The sequence below is a fragment of the Mucilaginibacter sp. genome, from assembly GCF_028288225.1.
In the GTDB taxonomy this organism is placed as follows: domain Bacteria; phylum Bacteroidota; class Bacteroidia; order Sphingobacteriales; family Sphingobacteriaceae; genus Mucilaginibacter.
Genome location: NZ_JAQBOC010000043.1, coordinates 1 through 17,934 on the forward strand (window position 1 = coordinate 1; position 17,934 = coordinate 17,934).

The window sequence follows — 17,934 nt, forward strand, 5'->3', positions numbered from 1 at the left end:
TGGAAAACTGAAGGAGTTTCCCACATTCCAACACGACAAAGAAACAACAACGTTTTCTTTAACATAAACCTTCTATAATTGTATTTAAAAACTGTCAACTTATTTTAGGGAAGGTCAGCTTGTAAAAGTGGAACGCTTTGCAGGCGGGCAACTCCGCTGTCCCGCGTTTAGGTAATAAAGCGACAGCTAACCGAAAAACAAGTCCCGGCTTGTGCTAGCGAAGATAACAGATCCAATTTTCACATTATTTTTTTTTGCGTTTAACAGGCCGGCGTATTTGGCGTGCAGTGATGGGTTCATATACATCGGCAGGCAATGCAGCGACATATAGTTTTTGGTGCTGGCCAGACCGTATTTCATATAACAGCGCTCTTCATACAGGATCATTTCCTTGCCCATCATCGGCTTTATCACCGGGGAAACTATACCCAATATTATTTCTTATTTGAATTTCTTAACTTTGTGTTATGGAGAGCCAGTACGTAACCAGGAAATACGATTTCAACACCGATGAGTTAAAGCTTAAAGGTGTCAAGATCTATGAAATAGAGCCTGCCATTAATCCGGTTCCTTCCTATAGCCGGAGAGACTTTTACAAAATTTGTTTGGTTAGCGGTAACAGCCTTGTTCATTATGCGGATAAGAGTATTGAATTTAACGGCACCATATTATTTTTTGCCAATCCGCATATTCCATATTCTTCCGAACTCCTCGCTAAAGAACAGCATGGTTATGCCTGCCTTTTTACCGAAGATTTTCTGAAAGTAAACGAACGTTCCGACAGCCTGCAGCAGTCACCTTTGTTCAAGATCGGCGGAACACCTGTTTTTTCTTTAAATAATGAACAAGGGGTCTTTATGACCACTGTCTTTCAAAAAATGATGGCGGAGCAAAGTACAGACTACCTTTTTAAAAACGACCTGATCCGTAACTACATCAACCTGATCATTCACGAGGCGTTGAGAATGCAGCCTGTAGAAAATTTTATCCAGTATAAAAGTGCCGCTGCACGCACAACCTCCTTGTTTTTAGACCTCCTGGAAAGGCAGTTCCCTATTGAAAGTACAGACAGTCCGCTGCAACTAAGAACAGCCCGGCATTTTGCTTCGCAGCTGTCTGTACACACCAACCATCTGAACCGCTCTGTTAAGGAGGTCACCGGAAAGCCAACCACCGCCCATATCACTGAAAGAATTATCAGCGAAGCGAAAGCCCTGCTCCATCATACAGATTGGAGTATTGCTGAAATTGCCTATGCATTAGGATTTGAATATCCAACCTACTTCAATAATTACTTTAAAAGAATGACCGGCACAATCCCTAAATCCCAAAGGTTAACTACCGTTTGAAATCCTTACTTTTTTGTTTGATTATCATTAACGCCGGCCTGCTCAGGGCTGTAACTTTGCCGTATTAATTTAATGATTGCTGAACAGCGCACAGACTAACAATGTGCTAACAAGTTTGTTAATCCTTAATTCACTTACAGGTAAAAATCAATAAATCATGAGTACAGCAGAAAATCAAATATCAAATCCCATTTTCCCCAAAGGCGACAGCGCACCGGCTGAATATTTTACCGGCAAAGCATGGGTAAAACCACTGGTTCCAAATGATACTACATTCAACTGCGTGATCGGCAACGTTGTTTTTGAAGCCGGCGCAAGAAACAACTGGCACACACATCCCGGAGGGCAAATACTAATTGTTACAGATGGCATAGGATACTACCAGGAAAAAGGCAAATCAATCCGGTTACTAAACAAGGGGGATGTAGTTACCATTCAGCCTGATGTAGAGCACTGGCATGGTGCATCCCCTGATAGCGAATTTACTCACATTGCCATTAATCCAAATACACAAGAGGGAGTAGTAGTATGGCTAGATAGAGTAACCGACGAAGAATATTATAGCTTAAATAAATAAGGAGGACAAATAATGCAAAAACGAAAACTAGGAAACAGCGGCCTGGAAGTATCTGCTATGGGACTTGGCTGCATGGGGCTGAGTTTTGGCTACGGGCCTGCCGCAGACATCCAGGATGCGACCAAACTTTTACGCACCGCCGTTGAACGCGGAATCACTTTCTTTGATACTGCGGAGGCTTATGGGCCGTTTAAAAATGAGGAACTGCTTGGAGAAGCACTTGCACCATTTCGCGACCAGGTGGTGATCGCCACCAAATTCGGTTTTGAAGCTGGCGAAACCGCGAAGGGCATGAACAGCCAACCGAAAAATATCAGGAACGTTGCAGAGACAGCGCTTAAAAGACTCAAAACCGACCGTATCGACCTGTTCTATCAACATCGTGTTGACCCAAATGTGCCCATCGAGGATGTGGCCGGAACGGTAAAAGACCTAATCCAAGAAGGAAAGGTAAAGCACTTTGGACTTTCGGAAGCCGGTGCACAGACCATCCGCAAGGCTCATGCCGTTCAACCGGTCGCTGCCCTTCAGAGCGAATATTCATTGTGGTGGCGCGAACCGGAGCAAGAGATCCTGCCCACGCTCGAAGAATTGGGCATTGGCTTCGTACCTTTTAGTCCGCTGGGCAAAGGATTTCTGACAGGCGCTATCAATGAAAATACAGAATTTGACAAAACCGACTTCCGCAATATTGTTCCCCGCTTTTCGCAAGAAGCCCGTAAGGCGAACCAGGTAATGGTTGATTTGCTGAGCAGCATAGCAGCGCAAAAAAATGCAACGCCTGCGCAAATAGCATTGGCCTGGCTGCTGGCCCAAAAACCCTGGATAGTGCCAATTCCGGGTACTACGAAGTTACACCGTCTTGAGGAAAATATCGGTGCGGTTGATATAATGCTTACCGCAAATGATCTGCAAAACATAGAAGGGGCTGCCGCTCAAATACAGATAGAGGGAGCACGCTATCCGGCACATTTGCAGCAACGGGTAGGCAAATAATGATTAATTAATTTGAAATGAAAAATGTAATTATCCTGGGCGCCAGCGGTAACATTGCAACTCAGGTAATTGAGATAATGGTAAAACAGGACGACATCCACCTCACCTTGTTTTTACGCAATACCCGGCGGCCGCCGATGTAATTGAAGCATCCAACCTTGAATATACTATTTTGAGACCTGCCTGGTTTACCGGCATAGATGAAGTGGACTATGAAATAACCTGTAAGGGCGAACCAGAAAAAGGTTCTGTGATTTCTCAGAAAAGCCTGGCCTCATTGATTACGGAAATCATTGAATCGCCTGAAAAATACATTCGTGAAAACCTGGGCGTTAACAAGCCAAATACTTAATATACACAAAGAGGGAAGGCTGCCAGGCCCCATTGTACTTTCTTCTAAGCTAATACCAAACCTTCTCCCAAGGCTTTGTCATATACTTTCGTATTGAATTTGTAGAAAGTTGGCGACCGGTGCGCACCTATGCTCCTTTTCTCATTCAGTTTTTCCAATAATCCTAATGAAATTAATTTATTGGGGAAATTACTTGGATTTAATTTTTTGCCGATCATCGTTTCATAAAACAAATGAATTTCCTTCAGCGTAAATTTTTCAGGCAACATGCTTTTACCTATCGGAAAATGATACAGGTGTATTCTCATGGTTAGCAATGCCTCGCTAACCATTTCATTGTGATCAAAAGCTAATTCAGGCAGATCATTGATCGGAAACCAGGCACATTCACTTGACATTACGTCTGCTTCAGGAGATGCATTTGAAATATCCGTTATGGCATAGAAACCTATTGAAACGGTGTGGTCCAAAAGCCAATTGTTCGCCTGGATTTTTATACCAGTTAATTTGAAAAACTTCTCCTTGTCAAATTTCTTGTAACTATTCCTGCCGGGGTCGCCAAAAGTTTTGAACTGCTTTAAAAACAAGTTTTTAATCCCGGTGCGTTCCTGTGAAATTCTTCCGGCAGCTTCATCTAACTTTTCTTCTCTTTTAATAAAACCACCCGGCAGGCACCAATCTGTAATGATCTTATTTTTTACAAGAAGTAGTTTCAATTCCCCCTGTTGATAACCAAAAATGGCGCAGTCAATAGTTAAATGGGGCAAATAATGTAAATATCCGACTTCGAAAAAGTCTTGCAATTCTGACAAACTTTTCATCTGATTAAAAACAGAAATTTTATTTATTAAATTTTAATAAATGTACAAAAAAAAGATTCTATCTTTATTTATTAAATTTTAATAAATGAAATTAACTGAGATCGCTGAAATTGAGCACGGCACTCTTTAATTGTTGTAAATCAAGCATAACCAAATACAAATCCAGATCAATTAAATTAAACATGAGAATTAACAAACTACTTTCGTACGCAGCAGGTGCCGGAGCCCTGTTAGCGGTACTCGCTTTTACCAAAAGCCGGATCGAAAACAACTTACCGCCTGCAGTTATTACAAAATCCAGCCTGATCCGTACAGCCGGGGATGTCACGTATCGCGACCTGAATAAAAACGGAAAGATGGATGTATATGAAGATATCAGGCAGCCGGTAGAAAAGCGTGTGCAGGATCTTTTGAAGCAAATGACCCTGGAAGAAAAAGCCGGAATGATGTTCTATGTGATGAGCCGTGTAAATACTGACGGAAGCATTGAAGAAAAGCCGGCCAAAGATTTTTTATCCTCGCTATCGGCAGTAGGGGTTAACGAAATAGACCAACGCCATATCACCCATCTCAACCTGTTGACTGTGCCTGCACCTGATACTTTAGCCATGTGGTACAACCGGATGCAGCAATACGAGGAAAAAACAAGATTGGGGATCCCCCTTACCATTGCATCTGACCCACGTAATCAGTCTGCCGGCGGCTTTTTTTCTGCGTCGGCCAAAACTTTTTCCATTTGGCCGGACCCATTGGGATTAGCGGCATTAGGCGATGAAAAGACCATGGAACAGTTTGCTGACATTTCGCGGCAGGAGTACCTGGCTGTTGGTATCCGGCAAGGTTTACACCCCCAGGTTGATTTGGCAACTGAACCCCGCTGGCCGCGAATTTCCGGAACATTTGGAGAGGATGCTGCACTATCGTCACGTATGACTACCGCTTATATAAAAGGCTACCAGGGCGAAAAGCTGGGCGCTAACAGCGTTGCCATGATGACGAAGCATTTTCCGGGTGGTGGCCCTCAAAAGGAAGGTTTAGATCCGCACTTCGAATTTCAGAAAGGCCAGGTTTACCCCGGCAATAATTTCAAGTATCATCTTATCCCCTTCGAAGCCGCCTTCAAAGCAGGTACGGCGGCCATTATGCCGTATTACGGCGTGCCGATGGGGCAAAAAAATGTTGAGGAAGTGGGATTTTCATTCAACAAAGCTATTATTACGGAGCTTTTGCGTAATAAATACCATTACGATGGCGTGGTTTGTACTGACTGGGGCCTGGTATCTGACACAAAAATTGGTCCCGTAAATTTTGGCGCAAGAGCCTGGGGTGTTGAAAAATTAAATACTGAAGAACGGGTGCAAAGAATTATCGATGCCGGCGTAGACCAGTTTGGAGGCGAAAAGCTACCGGAAGTTATTGTTAAGCTGGTGAAGGATGGAAAAGTAAGTGAGCGCCGCATTGACGCTTCTGTCGTAAGATTGCTCCGCCTGAAATTTGAGCTTGGCTTATTTGACAATCCTTTTGTTGATGAAAAAAAGGCAGCAGATGTTGTAGGCAGCTCCGAATTTATGAAGGCCGGAGACGATGCACAGCGCAGGTCGCTCACCTTGTTGAAAAATGACAATCATACCCTGCCATTAGCGCCAAATAAACTGAAAATTTATATCAAAAATATTAATCCAAAGGTTGCAGCCTTATACGGTACGATCGTCACTGATCCAAAGCAGGCAGATATTGCAATTATCAGGTTACAAACGCCAAACTATCCTGTCCCGGAAGCTAAAGGCAACATGATAGCCGGGATGTTCCATTTTGGCGACCTTGATTTTAAGGACCAGCAGCTGGATGACATCCTTACCCTGGAGAAAACTGTGCCGACGGTAGTAGACATTTATTTAGACCGTCCGGCTGTTATTCCCGGAATCAGCCAGTATTCAAAAGCCCTGATTGCAAATTATGGCGCAAGTGATGCGGCATTACTCGATGTACTTTTTGGAAAGTACAAACCTGGAGGCCATTTACCAATCGAACTACCATCTTCTATGGAAGCCGTTCGCAACCAAAAAGAAGACATGCCTCATGACTCAAAAGATCCGCTTTATAAATTTGGATTTGGGTTGAGTTACTGATGACCTCTTTTTCATCGGGTAAAGTATCAATGGGTGATCATTTGCATGATCACCTATTTTGTTCAAGGTCTTCCGCTAAGGGCTTTTCTTATTTTAAATAAATTATTTATACATTCCACACTTTATAACTTACAACATTTAAAATAATATTATGAAACATGATGATGTGGTTGCGGCCCTCAAAATAATTGCAGATAAAGGACTGGCGATCAATATAAGTAAGGATGATTTGCAAAACTTAAAAACATACAACCTGATCGAAATTGCAAAAGGTGAAGAAAATGAAAGATCCCCGGCTTGTACATTAACAAAAAAAGGCAAGGTAATGTTAAAAGCAAACTCGAAAGCATAGATAATATTTCACGGTTGTTTGGGCTTACAGGTATCAAACTTATTCTGATCTAGTGTTGGCTTACGATTGATTATCACCGCACCATTATACTTTAGCCAAATATTTTAAAATCTTCCATTAAACAGTTTGGAATTGCTTAATGAGCACTACACTACTTTAAATCCTTTAGCTTAATTGCTAAGGGATTTTTTATACTTAATTGCCGTGCAGAGGCACCCCCCTGGCCTTGAATCCGGAGAACAAGAATGCTTTAAATCGTGTAAAAATGCTTTCCGGCAAATAAGGATTTTGTCGGGTGCAATTCAAATTATCGCTAACCTACTAGTTTTTGGCTAAAGCCCTTAGCTCTTATTTTATCCTTATCCGCCCCATAAATGGGACGGCAATGAAGTTGTCTGCTATTTTTTTTATTCATTGCCGTTTGGCTTCAGCCAACGGATAATGGGTGATCAAAATAGGGCTTTAGCCAAATTCTTCGCGGTTTAAATAATTTAAGCAGATGGTTAACGATTGAGTTATAGCTATTGGCGACAATTGCATATGCACCTTTTCTAAAATATTTAAAATCAATCGTTTAGAAAAGGTGTATTTTAACTTTGTTGCGGATCGCGCCCGCAGGATGAATTTGAATTGCGTCCGTTAGTCTCGCTGGTGTTTATGGGATTCTTTAATTCAATTAGCGCTTTTTCTCATATTTTAGCAATGCACTAACCTATTTAAGCCGAATATGAATATTTCTGAAAACCCATCTCCAGGTAAAATTATTTTACCAGCCAAATTATTTATTGTTGTATTAACCGCCGTCTGCCTGGCCGGATGGTGTAATGCAAAGCCTTTGCCTGTAGGTGCAAGAGTTAAAACAGAGGGCACAAAAAATGCCGATTATAGTTTTAATGAAACTATATCCCGTAAGGTATTGGAAAATTATCTCGACCGGTCAATTACCATGCAAAGCTTGCTTGTTGGTAAAGGCAATTTTGACGATAACTTAAGAATGATAAAAAATATTGGAGCTAAGTTTATTGGCAGAAGCGTTTGCCAATGGGGAGAGGAGGCCGAGATCCCGCAAAATTTGCTCCGGGAGAAAGAGCTTGCTGAAAAAGTACATAAAAGCGACAAGGATATAATTTTGCAGGCCTGCATTTTTGAAATAGTAACTAACCAGGTTGAAAAGCTTGCTATCCCCGACTGGGCATTTACTGGGCTAAAAATGCCTGTCGAAAACCGGAATTTTAAATATGCAGCTATGTTATATCCCAACGGCAAATTTAAAAATCAATGGGGACGTGGTTCTGTACCTGACATCAGCCAGCCGGAAACCAAACTTTTCTTTTATTACCTGGCTGTATCGTATATTAATATTGGCATTGAGGGCATTCATTTTGGGCAGGTTGAACTGATGAATAAAAACGACCCGAACCTTGATAATTATGCCCAGCTGTTAACCCTGATTAGAGACTATGCAGCCAAACATGCACGCAGGCGTATGATTTTGTGCGATTCGCATGTTCCAAGCGGCGGCTTTGTACGCAATGGAAAATTGTTAATGGATTTTCATGCTTTCCCGTTGAGAATAATGGAAATTCCGGGCCAGCCGGAAGATGCAATGTTGAAAGTTGGACATACAGATGCACTTTATGGCAGAAGCAAAGGTGGGATAACTCCCAGCGGCTGGTCATGTGAACACCTGCCTTACCTGGTTGAATTTGACAACTATGGCGTTAGTAAACAGCCTGGTAAGGAAAAGGCGGGTGATATCCCTTTTTGGGTATGGGGCTATGACGAGATAAGTTGGTTTGCGCATCAAAATAAACCATATCGTACTCAATGGCTCATCTATGCATACAATTGGGTAAAGAAAACAGATGTTAACGGACACCTTGAAATGCCCGGTGGCCGGCAAACAACCTCGCCGCTAGATGGTAAGCGCTGGTATTATGCCAACAATCCAAATGCAGCAGTTCCGGATGGGCAGGGAGATGAAGAAACCATTCGTAAACTTTGGGCTGGCGAAGAGAAAGCTCCGGGCGACTTACCTCATAAATAAAAAACGCGTTCCGGATCTCACCCAAAACGCATTTGTCATTAATTAATTGGATAACATCAACTAAATCTCAGATTAAAAAACTGTATGATGAAATTCCGATTTAAAACAAAGTAAGGTTAATTCATTAATCAATGATTAATAAACGCTTAATAACATACCACCACAACATATTTTTTGATTAATCCGGTAAAAATTGCATTTGTTCTACCTCTTTTGTGGGCAGTTGCTTCTGTTTTTTCCTATCAAATAAAAAATTCCCACACACTAAAAAATCCATTTCGGTATGCATAAAACAACGGTAAGCATCCCGGGGTGTACAAACAATTGGTTCACTACGTAAATTAAACGAGGTATTGATCAATACACTGCAACCGGTTAGCTTTTTAAAACTACTGATTAGCCGGTAAAATCTGGCATTGCCTTCTTCCGCAACAGTTTGGATCCTCGCCGAATAATCAACATGCGTTACCGCCTGGATAGCCGAACGGATGCGATATAAACGGTCATGCAGCTCCAGTCTCTCATAATTCCCCGGTTGGTCCACCCTTAATTCATCCTTTATTGATGCTACAAAAAGCATATACGGCGAACTTTTTTTTGTGTCGAAATATTTGTCCACGTCTTCCAATAAAACGCTTGGGGCAAAAGGCCTGAATTCTTCACGATTCTTTATCTTAACATTTATAATTTTTTGCATGGCCGGGTTCCTTGGGTCGCCGATAATGCTCCGGTTGCCCAATGCCCGCGGACCAAACTCCATCCTGCCCTGGAACCAGCCAATAACCTTTCCATCCGCAATTTTTTGGCTTACAATGGCTGTTAGTTCATCAAAATCTTCAAAATACAAATAGTCGGCTTCATATTTACGGATCATACTCAAAATATCTCTGTCGTTATATTGCGGACCCAGGTATGCGTTTTTCATAGCATCAGGAGTGCTAATTATTTTTCGCTCACCTTTAGCCCAGGTATAATAAGCAGCATAGGCAGCGCCTAATGATCCGCCTGCATCGCCGGCGGCAGGCTGGATCCACACATCATCAAAAATCCCCGCTTTGGCAATTTTACTGTTTGCAACGCAATTTAAAGCCACTCCGCCAGCCATAACCAGGTTTTTGCTTTTGGTGAGTTTTTGCGCCGTGTTTGCTAATGCTATTATTACTGCCTCAGTAACTTCCTGGGCAGCCAATGCAAAGTTCATGTGCGTTTGACTGATTGCAGATTCAGGCTCCCGTCTTGGTACACCAAACAAGCTTTCCCATCTTTTATCATTCGTCATTGTTAATTTGGTGGCAAAATCAAAATAGATCATGTTAAGGATTATTGAGCCATCTTCCCGCACATCAACCAGATCTGCCAGGATCTTTTGTTTAAACTCAGCAGTTTGGGCCGAACCGGCATTACCATAAGGCGCTAATCCCATCAACTTATACTCCCCGCTATTTACTTTAAAACCCAGGTAATGGGTAAATGCAGAATACAATAATCCCACGGAATGCGGGAAATGAAGCTCTTTTAATATGGTTATCTGATTAGCCTTTCCGTGGCAAATGGTAGTGGTTGCCCATTCGCCCACACCATCAATAGTTAAAATAGCGGCTTCATTAAACGGAGAAGGATAATAAGCGCTGGCAGCATGCGAAAGATGATGTTCGGGAAATAACAGGGGTATATTGGCATTTCCAAATTGCGCCACATTTTTACGGATCTGTTTTTTTATAAAAAGCTTTTCATTAAGCCATACAGGCATGGCCTTAATAAAGCTTAACAACCCTTTTGGGGCAAACGCATGATAAGTTTCCAGCAGGCGCTCAAATTTAAGCATCGGCTTATCATAAAACGCCAATGCCGATAGTTCGTTATACTCCAGGCCAGCCTCTTCCAAAACATATTTTATAGCATTAACCGGGAAGTTTGCATCGTGCTTTATCCGGGTAAACCGCTCTTCCTGGGCAGCGGCAACTATTTCACCATCAATAATCAGAGCTGCCGCACTGTCATGGTAAAATGCCGAAATTCCGAGTATCGCAGTAGCCACCGGGTGTTAAAATAAAGTGTAAATAAAGGGCGCCAAAGCAGGCACACTGGCTAACACTATCAGGATAGACAACAACAGCAATATTACTACAAGCGGAATTAACCAGAATTTTTTCCGGGTTTTTAAAAAAAGTAAAAGTTCTTTAAAAAATTCCATTGGTTTAATAAAAATATCATTAAAATGTGTACAAAAGATCGGTTTCCGTATATAAATGATTCCTGGTGATCATTACAGATTGTTTACTTTTTTTAAACTGCTTTAACTTTAAACTATCCTTTCCTAAAAGCCGCCTGAATAACCCTACCGGCGTTACAATTAAAAAAAATATTATTGTCAATAAAACTACAGGGCTTATTAAACTTAACAATTTCGACAGCCCAAACCAGAGTACAGCAAACGGATAAAAAATAATGGGGATTACTATAGTAATAATAATCAGTATTAATGAGATGGTAACAAATTGATGGTTTTTAAAATACAAGGCACACACAATAGCGGCTAATGTACTTACCTGGCCAAATTCCATGCATTGCTTTTTGGTAATACCTGCTGCAAATTTTTCGAACGCTTTCATCTGTTTGATGTGTTTTTAATTTGAGTAATGAGTAACAAGGCAGTCTTGTTTTCAGGATCAGGTTTCAATGCTTTTGCTGCATACTTTAATGCGCCGTCTTTATTGCCCATTGCAGCATATGAATTTGCTATCTGCAATAAAACAGGAACATTGGCAGTATCTTTTAAATATTGTTTTTGCAGTTGTATTATTTGTTCAGTATTGGTTTTAATTGGCGAAAGGTTAAAACCCTGTGAATTATTGCTGATGGCATAATCTATATAAAAAATTGCGTCAGCGGGCTTATCAATTTTTAAATAGTTTACAAACAGGTAATGCGCTTTATTAAATGACGGCGCCAGGTCAAAAGATCTTTTGAAGTTAAATATTATATTTTCCGTGTCATTTAATTCTCCGCTTAACATGGCAATACGTTCATATAGATCTGCATCTGTGGGATATTCAAGCGCCAGGTTTTCAAGCACGTTTCTTGCCTTCAGCATTTGACGGTTATTTATATAATATGTATATAAATTGTCCATAATATTGGCCCATTTTATATTTTCAAATGCGAGCTTATAGGCAAGCTTTTCTTCATAAGTTATAATTTTAATAGAATCGGTTGCATGCAGATCGTTATATGGCCAGTGTTTCTTCAGGTTCAAAACCCGGTATACCCCTGCAATTGAATCAACCATGTTCTCGGGCATTTTAGCCCGCAATTGTTTAAATGTAATACTGTTTTCACCTGTTTCGGGGAACAGTTTACTTTTTTTAATTGATTCATAAAATGTATCAGATATTATTGCATAACCCTTTAAATCAGGATGTACATGATCAACCGTCAATTCATCCCCAATGATTTGATGAGCAGCATTATTTTCAAAAGCAGCACGGGTATCTACCAGTTTGGTATCGGGATATTTGCTGCATAATTGAGTTAATATTTCATTGAATTTTTCAGGCGCCCTAAACCGCAGCCCGTCAAGATCTTTAGCTTTTAAATAATATTGTTTTGCCTTTACAAAATCATTTTGTTTATAGGCCAGTTGCCCTAAATAGTAATTGCAAATTGCGCTGGAGCTATACAGTTGATCGGCTTTTTTAAAACAGCTTTCTGCTAACTTTAAGTTGTTATCTGCAAAAGCTTTTATCCCGGAGGTTAGGCTAGCCTTAAATTCAGGCGATTTGCTGTCCGGTTCAAAACTTATAAAAGGTTTCAAATCCCTTTCGTTACTTACCAAATTGCTTACAAACAGAGGGATATGTTGCTTACTAAACAAATTCATTATTTCGTCCATGTTGTCTCTGAACTGGGTTATCCCTTTTTCATACAGATCTGAATAATAGGGAATTTCCTGTTTAGCAACCATTAACTGCATTCTGTCGCCGCCAGGCTTTGTACCACCGGACCCAAAAGCATTTTTTATCCCCTCATAAAGGTTGATAATAAATTGTGCCAGCTTCAAATTACGCAGACTAAGTATAAAATTTATAACCTGCGGATTGCTGCCCAGGTTTTGAGTTGATGCAGCGCCTAAGGCCCCATAATATTCATTATGCCCGGTATAGATCAATACAGCATCAGGCTCATAGTTCACAACTTCTTTAGCGAAACTGAGTACGGTATATGAGTTTACTGCTGTTAAAGAAAGATTAATTATTTCAAAATTTTTATCAGGATAAGTATGGGTTAACCTGTACTGCAGCCATCTGTGGAAAGATCCGTTGTGAAAGTATGGGTACCCTATTGTGGTTGATTCTCCAAGTACAAATATTCTAAAGGTGTTATTATCTTTTTTCTTTTTAAATACTTCGCTGTTGCCTTTTGTAGCAATTTGCTGTTCGGTAAAAAACTTTTTTGATGCATCCGGATTAAATACCAAATAATCCTTATCGCCTTTGTATTCAATAAAAAGGCTGTAATCATTTCCGTAATGAAATAATCTTAAAAACAGCTCGATCAAAAATAAAATAAGCAAAGGGATCAGTATGATACTGATCCCTTTAAATAAAATAATCCTTTTTTTAGATGCTCCCTTTGTCAAGGGTTGTAATGATTTTTTTGTCATGAATTAATTCACCATTGGTTCAAAACAAGTACATCTAAAGTACAAATTAATAACCGGCATTTTGCTTCCACTGCGGGTTAAGTGTCATCTCGCCATAAGGAATAGGAGCCAGGTACTTATTGGCAACATTTGTTCCCGGCGGGATTACATTTTCAGATTTATCTCTTGCCGCAATTACGGCAGGGAGTAGTTGTAAGCGTACAATATCAAACCAACGCATGCCAAACTCTCCTGCAAACTCATAAGCCCTTTCTTTTACCACCGCATCGCGGAAAGCTGTTTGTGAAAGCCCCGGTGTTAGCGGCAGCTCACCGGCACGTGCCCTTACCGTATTGATGGCTGAATAAGCTGCTGCATTAGGGCCTCCTGACATGGCTACTGCCTCCGCATAATCTAACAATACCTGTGGATACCGGATAATATCCGTTGCCTTATTAGTACTGGGTTGTATTGATAATAACTGTGTATCGCTTTCATTCACACCATCACCGTTAAGCCCTGCCCTGAATTTTTTGTAATAGGGGTGCTGTGCATGCGTTGCGGGCGAATTCCATGGAGTAAGCGTAAAGGTTTTACCATCTGCATTTCTTAACTTAAGCGTAGTATAAAAAGTAAGATCGGTTCGTGAACATACCGGCGCATTTTTAAAGAAGTTAATTTCAGGATAAACATCATCCCAGCCGCTTGATCCGTCAATTGCAACTTCATCCAATGGAACATTAGATGAGCCGAACCGGCGGTTAGGCAAGCCTGCAACAACGCTGTATTGCAATGCAAAAATAGATTCGGGACTATTGTTGGTTGTAAAAACCTTATCATACGGTGTACTTAGGTTAAAAACACCCGATTGAATAACAATATTGGCCTCGGTAGCAGCTAAAGCATAATTATTGGCCTGGTTTAACGGCCAGCCAGCCATAGTTAAATACACATCGGCTAAACAAGCACTTGCAGCATAGGTACTTGGCCTCCCCTGTGACTTATCCGGCCCTAAAAGCTTTTTAGCATTTTGCAGATCGCTGATTATAGAAGCATATACAGCACCTACATCAGCTCTTGGCGGCCTTACATCTAAATCTAAATTGGTTAAAACAAGTGGCAGCGGTCCAAATGTGCGTACCAGATAGTAATAGCACAGGCCTCTTATAAAATAGCACTGACCGGCGGAGGCATTTTTCAACTCATCGGTTGAGTTAACTTTTGAATAGTTAGCCAAAACGTTGTTGGCCTGGTAAATAGCCTGCCACGGCCCATTCCATTCAGAGGTTAAGCTTGAATTTGCACTTCCTCCGGATAACCGGTCAAAATCACGCATATCCGCTTTATTCAATCCGGGATCGGTTGTGTAATCATCCGATCCAAAATACGAGGTTTCTTTACTGGTGAAACCCCATGAACCATCTTTTGCAAGCGCTATATACATTGAAGCTACGGAAGCATCAAGGTCGTTTTGCGTTTTAAAGTAATTTTGCGGCGTTAAACTGGCCTTTGGGTTCTCACTTAATTTCTGACATCCGGCAAACACAATTAAGGTAAGCAATGCTATGAGTAGTGAATATTTCGTTTTCATTTTTAATATTTTAGTAATAAATCAATATCAGTTAATAATTACAACCCTAATCTTATACCAATTGTATAGGTTTTAGGATTTGGAATTACACCAAATTCCTGCCCTTGTGTAATAGCATTTCCGCCATTATCAATTTCAGGGTCATATCCTTTATAGGGAGTAATTGTAAACAGATTTTGCCCGCTTACATATACTTCAAGGCTATTAACACTGACTTTCCTTAATAATGCAGCCGGAACGCGGTAAGCAAGCGACAGGTTTTTTAATTTTGCATAGCTTGAATTATAAACATAACGGCTGCTATTGTTATAGTTATGACTTGAAGTACTCCAGGCCGGGTTATTGGTCTGATTGTTTGGGGTCCATAAATTTTCCGGCACAGCTTCCCTTGTTGTAGCATTTTTCATGTCACCCAGGCCGCCCCATAAATAGGCAAGCGTTTGAGAAAATACCTGACTGCCCTGCTGGCCCTGGAACATAAAGCTTAACGTAAAAGCCTTATAAGTCAGGTCATTTATAAATCCGTAAGAAAATTTCGGAGTAGCATTTCCTAACGTCTGATAATCATCAGAAGTATAAGCGTGATCTCCGTTTACGTCTTCGTACCTGGCATCTCCTGGTTTCATACCAAATTTAGCCGCTTCTGCAGCATCGGCAGTTTTCCACGTACCTAAATATTTATATCCATAAAATTCGCCCAATGGCTGTCCAACTTTTAGTATAGCATTAACCGTATTATTGCCGCTTCCTACTATCTGGTTATCCAGTCCGCCAAGATCAGTGAGCTTATTCCGGTTAATTGATAGCGTTAAATTGGTGGTCCATTTAAAGTTTCCTGATACAACGGGGGTTCCGCCCAGGCTTATGTCAAGCCCTTTGTTTGTAAGGCTGCCTATATTGGCCTGGTAGGTGCCGCCATTATCATAAAATGGAGCGTTTTTTGAATAGAGCAGGTTCTTTATATCATTCTTGTAAGCATCCAATGTGAAAGTTAAACGCCCTTTAAGGAAAGCCATATCAATGCCAATGTCATAGGCTGATTTAGTTTCCCACTTAAGTGATTTTGATACGCCTGTTCCCAGCGGCGTAGCTACGCTGCCGTCGCCTGAAGCGCCATTATAGAAGTAAAGGCCCTGAGATGAAGGGGTAAGGATTTGTGCAATTGTTGAATATGCACCCACGTTTTGATTACCGGTTTGCCCGTAAGAAGCGCGGATCCTTAGATCAGAGAACAATTTTGAATCTTTCAAAAAATCTTCATTTATAGCATTCCAGCCCACGCTTACAGAAGGAAATGAGCTGTATTTTTGGATCAGGTGCGATGAGCCGTCTGTACGGATGCTTGCAGTAAGATAGTATTTATCTTTATAAGCATAGTTAACACGGGCCATATATGATATTAAGGCATCAGATGAATAAGATGAAGAATTTTGCTGGGATTTGCCCAGAGATAGGTTATAGTAACCCAAATTATAGTTCGACAGGTTACTTGACCGGGCTACAAAACCCATGCTTGTGCCTGACTGCACTTCATATAAGCCGGTAGCGGTTATGGAGTGATCGCCAAATTTGTGTTTGTAGGTTAGGAAATTACTGCTTAAATAACCATGGAACCTGCTTGTTTCATTGTTAATGTAATCTGATTTCGAATCAAAATTACTTGTGCCGGGCCCATAAAATCTTTGCAGATAGTTTTGCCCTAATGAATACACATCAGTTGATGTAAATGTAAGGTCCTTTATTATCCGGTAATTGAATGTTGCGGTAGCGTTAAGGTTGGTAGCGCTTCCATCATCGGCCTGGCTTAAAGCCTGCTCAACCGGGTTAAACTGGATAGAAGCATATTGTGAGTGATGAATAAACGCGCCGCTGGCATCCCGTACCGGCGACGTCGGATCCCACTCAACTGCCTGGTTAAACGGATCGCCTAAGCCGCCTCCATAACTATTGTTATGATTTTGAGGAATGGAGGCTGATAAAATTACCTTCAAATCCATCCGGCTATTCAGCTTAATATCCATGTTTGATTTAAGCGTGGTCCGTTTATAATAGGTGTTAAGGATAGTACCCGGCTGATCAAGGTAACCTAACGAAAAACGATATTTTACAAGATCAGACCCGCCGGATATAGCAAGATCATAATATTGCACCCATGCTTTTCTGAAAAGCGCATTTTGCCAATCAGTACCGCCACCGTTTGCGTGGTAGTTATCAAGTTGCGCCTGTGAAAAAGCAGCAGTTTGACCTGTAGATTGAAACTGGTTATTTACCGACCGTGCAAAATCATAGGCCCCCATCAGGTCAAGATGTTTTGGCATCTGATCATGCTGTACCCATGAATTAAATTCGATCTTGGTTTTGCCGGCATGGCCTGATTTGGTAGTTACCAGGATAACTCCGTTTGAACCGCGTGAACCATAAATAGCTGTTGAGGCAGCATCTTTTAAAATTTCAATTGTTTCAACATCATTCGGGTCATCAGGAGCAGCGCCAATGTTGCCATCGGTAACATATAATGGCTCATTGTTACCCGTGATAGAGTTAGCACCCCTTATTTTAACACGGGGGCCCTGGCCTGGCTGGCCATTAGCGCTGGTTACAGCAACACCCGCAGCAGTACCTTGTAAGGCCTGTGATAGTTGGGTAATGGGGCGTTTAGCAATCTCTTTGGCAGATACGCTGCTGCTTGATCCTGTAACCTCACTTCTTTTCTGTGTACCATAACCAACAGCTACAACTTCCTGTAACGCAATTGCATTTTCCTGTAATGTTATATTTAATACAGTTTGCCCGTTTAAGGGTACGCTTTGTTCAGCGTAGCCCAAAAAACTAAACACAAGTGTGGCATTATCAGGAACCTGCAGTTGAAACTTTCCGTTTACATCTGTTTGTGTACCGATATTTGTTCCCTTTACTTTAACGTTTGCGCCAACTATTGGCAGGCCCTGCGCATCTTTTACTTGCCCGGTAACGGTAACAAGCGGCGGACTTGTCACGGCACTTTTTATATATGTAGCATAACTCTTTGCAGTTACGGCAAACATAAATAGGAAAAAGATAAATAAAATTCTTTTCATT

At 41.1% G+C, this 17,934-nt stretch carries 16 protein-coding genes; 8 read left to right on the plus strand and 8 right to left on the minus strand.

Annotated elements, in window-relative coordinates:
* Positions 1-186: 186 nt before the first annotated feature.
* The gene (locus JWQ54_RS12960; RefSeq protein ID WP_299585322.1) at positions 187-432 is read right to left on the minus strand and encodes a hypothetical protein; all 246 of its coding nucleotides are present in this window, start codon (positions 430-432) and stop codon (positions 187-189) included.
* Between the two features lie 35 nt (positions 433-467).
* On the opposite strand from JWQ54_RS12960, the gene JWQ54_RS12965 reads away from it, so the two are divergent.
* The 5 genes from JWQ54_RS12965 (at position 468) to JWQ54_RS12985 (ending at position 3,274) form a co-directional block, all read left to right on the plus strand.
* Positions 468-1,349, plus strand: coding sequence for an AraC family transcriptional regulator (locus JWQ54_RS12965; RefSeq protein ID WP_299585324.1), 882 nt, complete (start codon positions 468-470; stop codon positions 1,347-1,349).
* 157 nt (positions 1,350-1,506) lie between these two features.
* The gene (locus JWQ54_RS12970) at positions 1,507-1,926 is read left to right on the plus strand and encodes a cupin domain-containing protein (protein WP_299585326.1); all 420 of its coding nucleotides are present in this window, start codon (positions 1,507-1,509) and stop codon (positions 1,924-1,926) included.
* Between the two features lie 12 nt (positions 1,927-1,938).
* Positions 1,939-2,922 carry an aldo/keto reductase gene (locus tag JWQ54_RS12975; protein WP_299585328.1) on the plus strand — a complete coding sequence of 328 codons (984 nt, stop codon included), beginning with the start codon at positions 1,939-1,941 and terminating at the stop codon, positions 2,920-2,922.
* 17 nt (positions 2,923-2,939) lie between these two features.
* Positions 2,940-3,065, plus strand: coding sequence for a hypothetical protein (locus JWQ54_RS12980; RefSeq protein ID WP_299585330.1), 126 nt, complete (start codon positions 2,940-2,942; stop codon positions 3,063-3,065).
* Positions 3,066-3,094: 29 nt separating this feature from the next.
* Positions 3,095-3,274, plus strand: a complete 180-nt coding sequence (locus tag JWQ54_RS12985) for a hypothetical protein (RefSeq protein WP_299585332.1) — start codon at positions 3,095-3,097, stop codon at positions 3,272-3,274.
* A 44-nt stretch (positions 3,275-3,318) separates the two neighbouring features.
* On the opposite strand, the gene JWQ54_RS12990 is transcribed toward JWQ54_RS12985, so the two are convergent.
* Positions 3,319-4,095, minus strand: coding sequence for an NUDIX domain-containing protein (locus JWQ54_RS12990; protein WP_299585334.1), 777 nt, complete (start codon positions 4,093-4,095; stop codon positions 3,319-3,321).
* Positions 4,096-4,277: 182 nt separating this feature from the next.
* Between JWQ54_RS12990 and JWQ54_RS12995 the strand changes: the two genes are divergently transcribed.
* From JWQ54_RS12995 to JWQ54_RS13005, 3 genes are all read left to right on the plus strand, one after another.
* Positions 4,278-6,224, plus strand: a complete 1,947-nt coding sequence (locus JWQ54_RS12995) for a glycoside hydrolase family 3 N-terminal domain-containing protein (RefSeq protein WP_299585336.1) — start codon at positions 4,278-4,280, stop codon at positions 6,222-6,224.
* Positions 6,225-6,375: 151 nt separating this feature from the next.
* Entirely contained in the window at positions 6,376-6,576 is a 201-nt protein-coding gene (locus tag JWQ54_RS13000) for a hypothetical protein (protein WP_299585338.1), read from the plus strand.
* A 727-nt stretch (positions 6,577-7,303) separates the two neighbouring features.
* The gene (locus JWQ54_RS13005; RefSeq protein WP_299585340.1) at positions 7,304-8,623 is read left to right on the plus strand and encodes a hypothetical protein; all 1,320 of its coding nucleotides are present in this window, start codon (positions 7,304-7,306) and stop codon (positions 8,621-8,623) included.
* Positions 8,624-8,801: 178 nt separating this feature from the next.
* Here JWQ54_RS13005 and JWQ54_RS13010 read toward each other — a convergent pair whose 3' ends face one another.
* Genes JWQ54_RS13010 through JWQ54_RS13035 form a run of 6 tightly spaced genes read right to left on the minus strand, consistent with a single transcriptional unit; the run spans position 8,802 to position 17,933 of the window.
* The gene (locus JWQ54_RS13010) at positions 8,802-10,661 is read right to left on the minus strand and encodes a carbamoyltransferase (protein WP_299585342.1); all 1,860 of its coding nucleotides are present in this window, start codon (positions 10,659-10,661) and stop codon (positions 8,802-8,804) included.
* Positions 10,662-10,667: 6 nt separating this feature from the next.
* Positions 10,668-10,817 (minus strand): DUF5989 family protein, encoded by a 150-nt coding sequence (locus JWQ54_RS13015; protein WP_299585344.1) that lies wholly within the window; start codon positions 10,815-10,817, stop codon positions 10,668-10,670.
* A 19-nt stretch (positions 10,818-10,836) separates the two neighbouring features.
* Positions 10,837-11,235, minus strand: a complete 399-nt coding sequence (locus tag JWQ54_RS13020; protein WP_299585346.1) for a hypothetical protein — start codon at positions 11,233-11,235, stop codon at positions 10,837-10,839.
* A complete protein-coding gene (locus JWQ54_RS13025; RefSeq protein WP_299585348.1) occupies positions 11,232-13,286 on the minus strand; it encodes a tetratricopeptide repeat protein in 2,055 nt (684 codons plus the stop codon). The genes JWQ54_RS13020 and JWQ54_RS13025 overlap by 4 nt, the downstream gene beginning before the upstream one ends.
* 46 nt (positions 13,287-13,332) lie before the next feature.
* Positions 13,333-14,856: a RagB/SusD family nutrient uptake outer membrane protein gene (locus tag JWQ54_RS13030; RefSeq protein ID WP_299585350.1), complete on the minus strand. Its 1,524-nt coding sequence runs from the start codon at positions 14,854-14,856 to the stop codon at positions 13,333-13,335.
* 38 nt (positions 14,857-14,894) lie between these two features.
* Positions 14,895-17,933: a TonB-dependent receptor gene (locus tag JWQ54_RS13035; RefSeq protein ID WP_299585352.1), complete on the minus strand. Its 3,039-nt coding sequence runs from the start codon at positions 17,931-17,933 to the stop codon at positions 14,895-14,897.
* Between the last annotated feature and the right edge of the window lies 1 nt (position 17,934).

Coding starts and splice junctions, on each gene's coding strand:
- JWQ54_RS13035 (WP_299585352.1), bottom strand. CDS start 17,933: ATGAAAAGAATTTTATTTATCTTTTTCCTATTTATGTTTGCCGTAACT.
- JWQ54_RS12975 (WP_299585328.1), top strand. CDS start 1,939: ATGCAAAAACGAAAACTAGGAAACAGCGGCCTGGAAGTATCTGCTATG.
- JWQ54_RS13015 (WP_299585344.1), bottom strand. CDS start 10,817: ATGGAATTTTTTAAAGAACTTTTACTTTTTTTAAAAACCCGGAAAAAA.
- JWQ54_RS13000 (WP_299585338.1), top strand. CDS start 6,376: ATGAAACATGATGATGTGGTTGCGGCCCTCAAAATAATTGCAGATAAA.
- JWQ54_RS12990 (WP_299585334.1), bottom strand. CDS start 4,095: ATGAAAAGTTTGTCAGAATTGCAAGACTTTTTCGAAGTCGGATATTTA.
- JWQ54_RS13020 (WP_299585346.1), bottom strand. CDS start 11,235: ATGAAAGCGTTCGAAAAATTTGCAGCAGGTATTACCAAAAAGCAATGC.
- JWQ54_RS12980 (WP_299585330.1), top strand. CDS start 2,940: ATGAAAAATGTAATTATCCTGGGCGCCAGCGGTAACATTGCAACTCAG.
- JWQ54_RS13005 (WP_299585340.1), top strand. CDS start 7,304: ATGAATATTTCTGAAAACCCATCTCCAGGTAAAATTATTTTACCAGCC.
- JWQ54_RS12965 (WP_299585324.1), top strand. CDS start 468: ATGGAGAGCCAGTACGTAACCAGGAAATACGATTTCAACACCGATGAG.
- JWQ54_RS12995 (WP_299585336.1), top strand. CDS start 4,278: ATGAGAATTAACAAACTACTTTCGTACGCAGCAGGTGCCGGAGCCCTG.
- JWQ54_RS13030 (WP_299585350.1), bottom strand. CDS start 14,856: ATGAAAACGAAATATTCACTACTCATAGCATTGCTTACCTTAATTGTG.
- JWQ54_RS13025 (WP_299585348.1), bottom strand. CDS start 13,286: ATGACAAAAAAATCATTACAACCCTTGACAAAGGGAGCATCTAAAAAA.
- JWQ54_RS12970 (WP_299585326.1), top strand. CDS start 1,507: ATGAGTACAGCAGAAAATCAAATATCAAATCCCATTTTCCCCAAAGGC.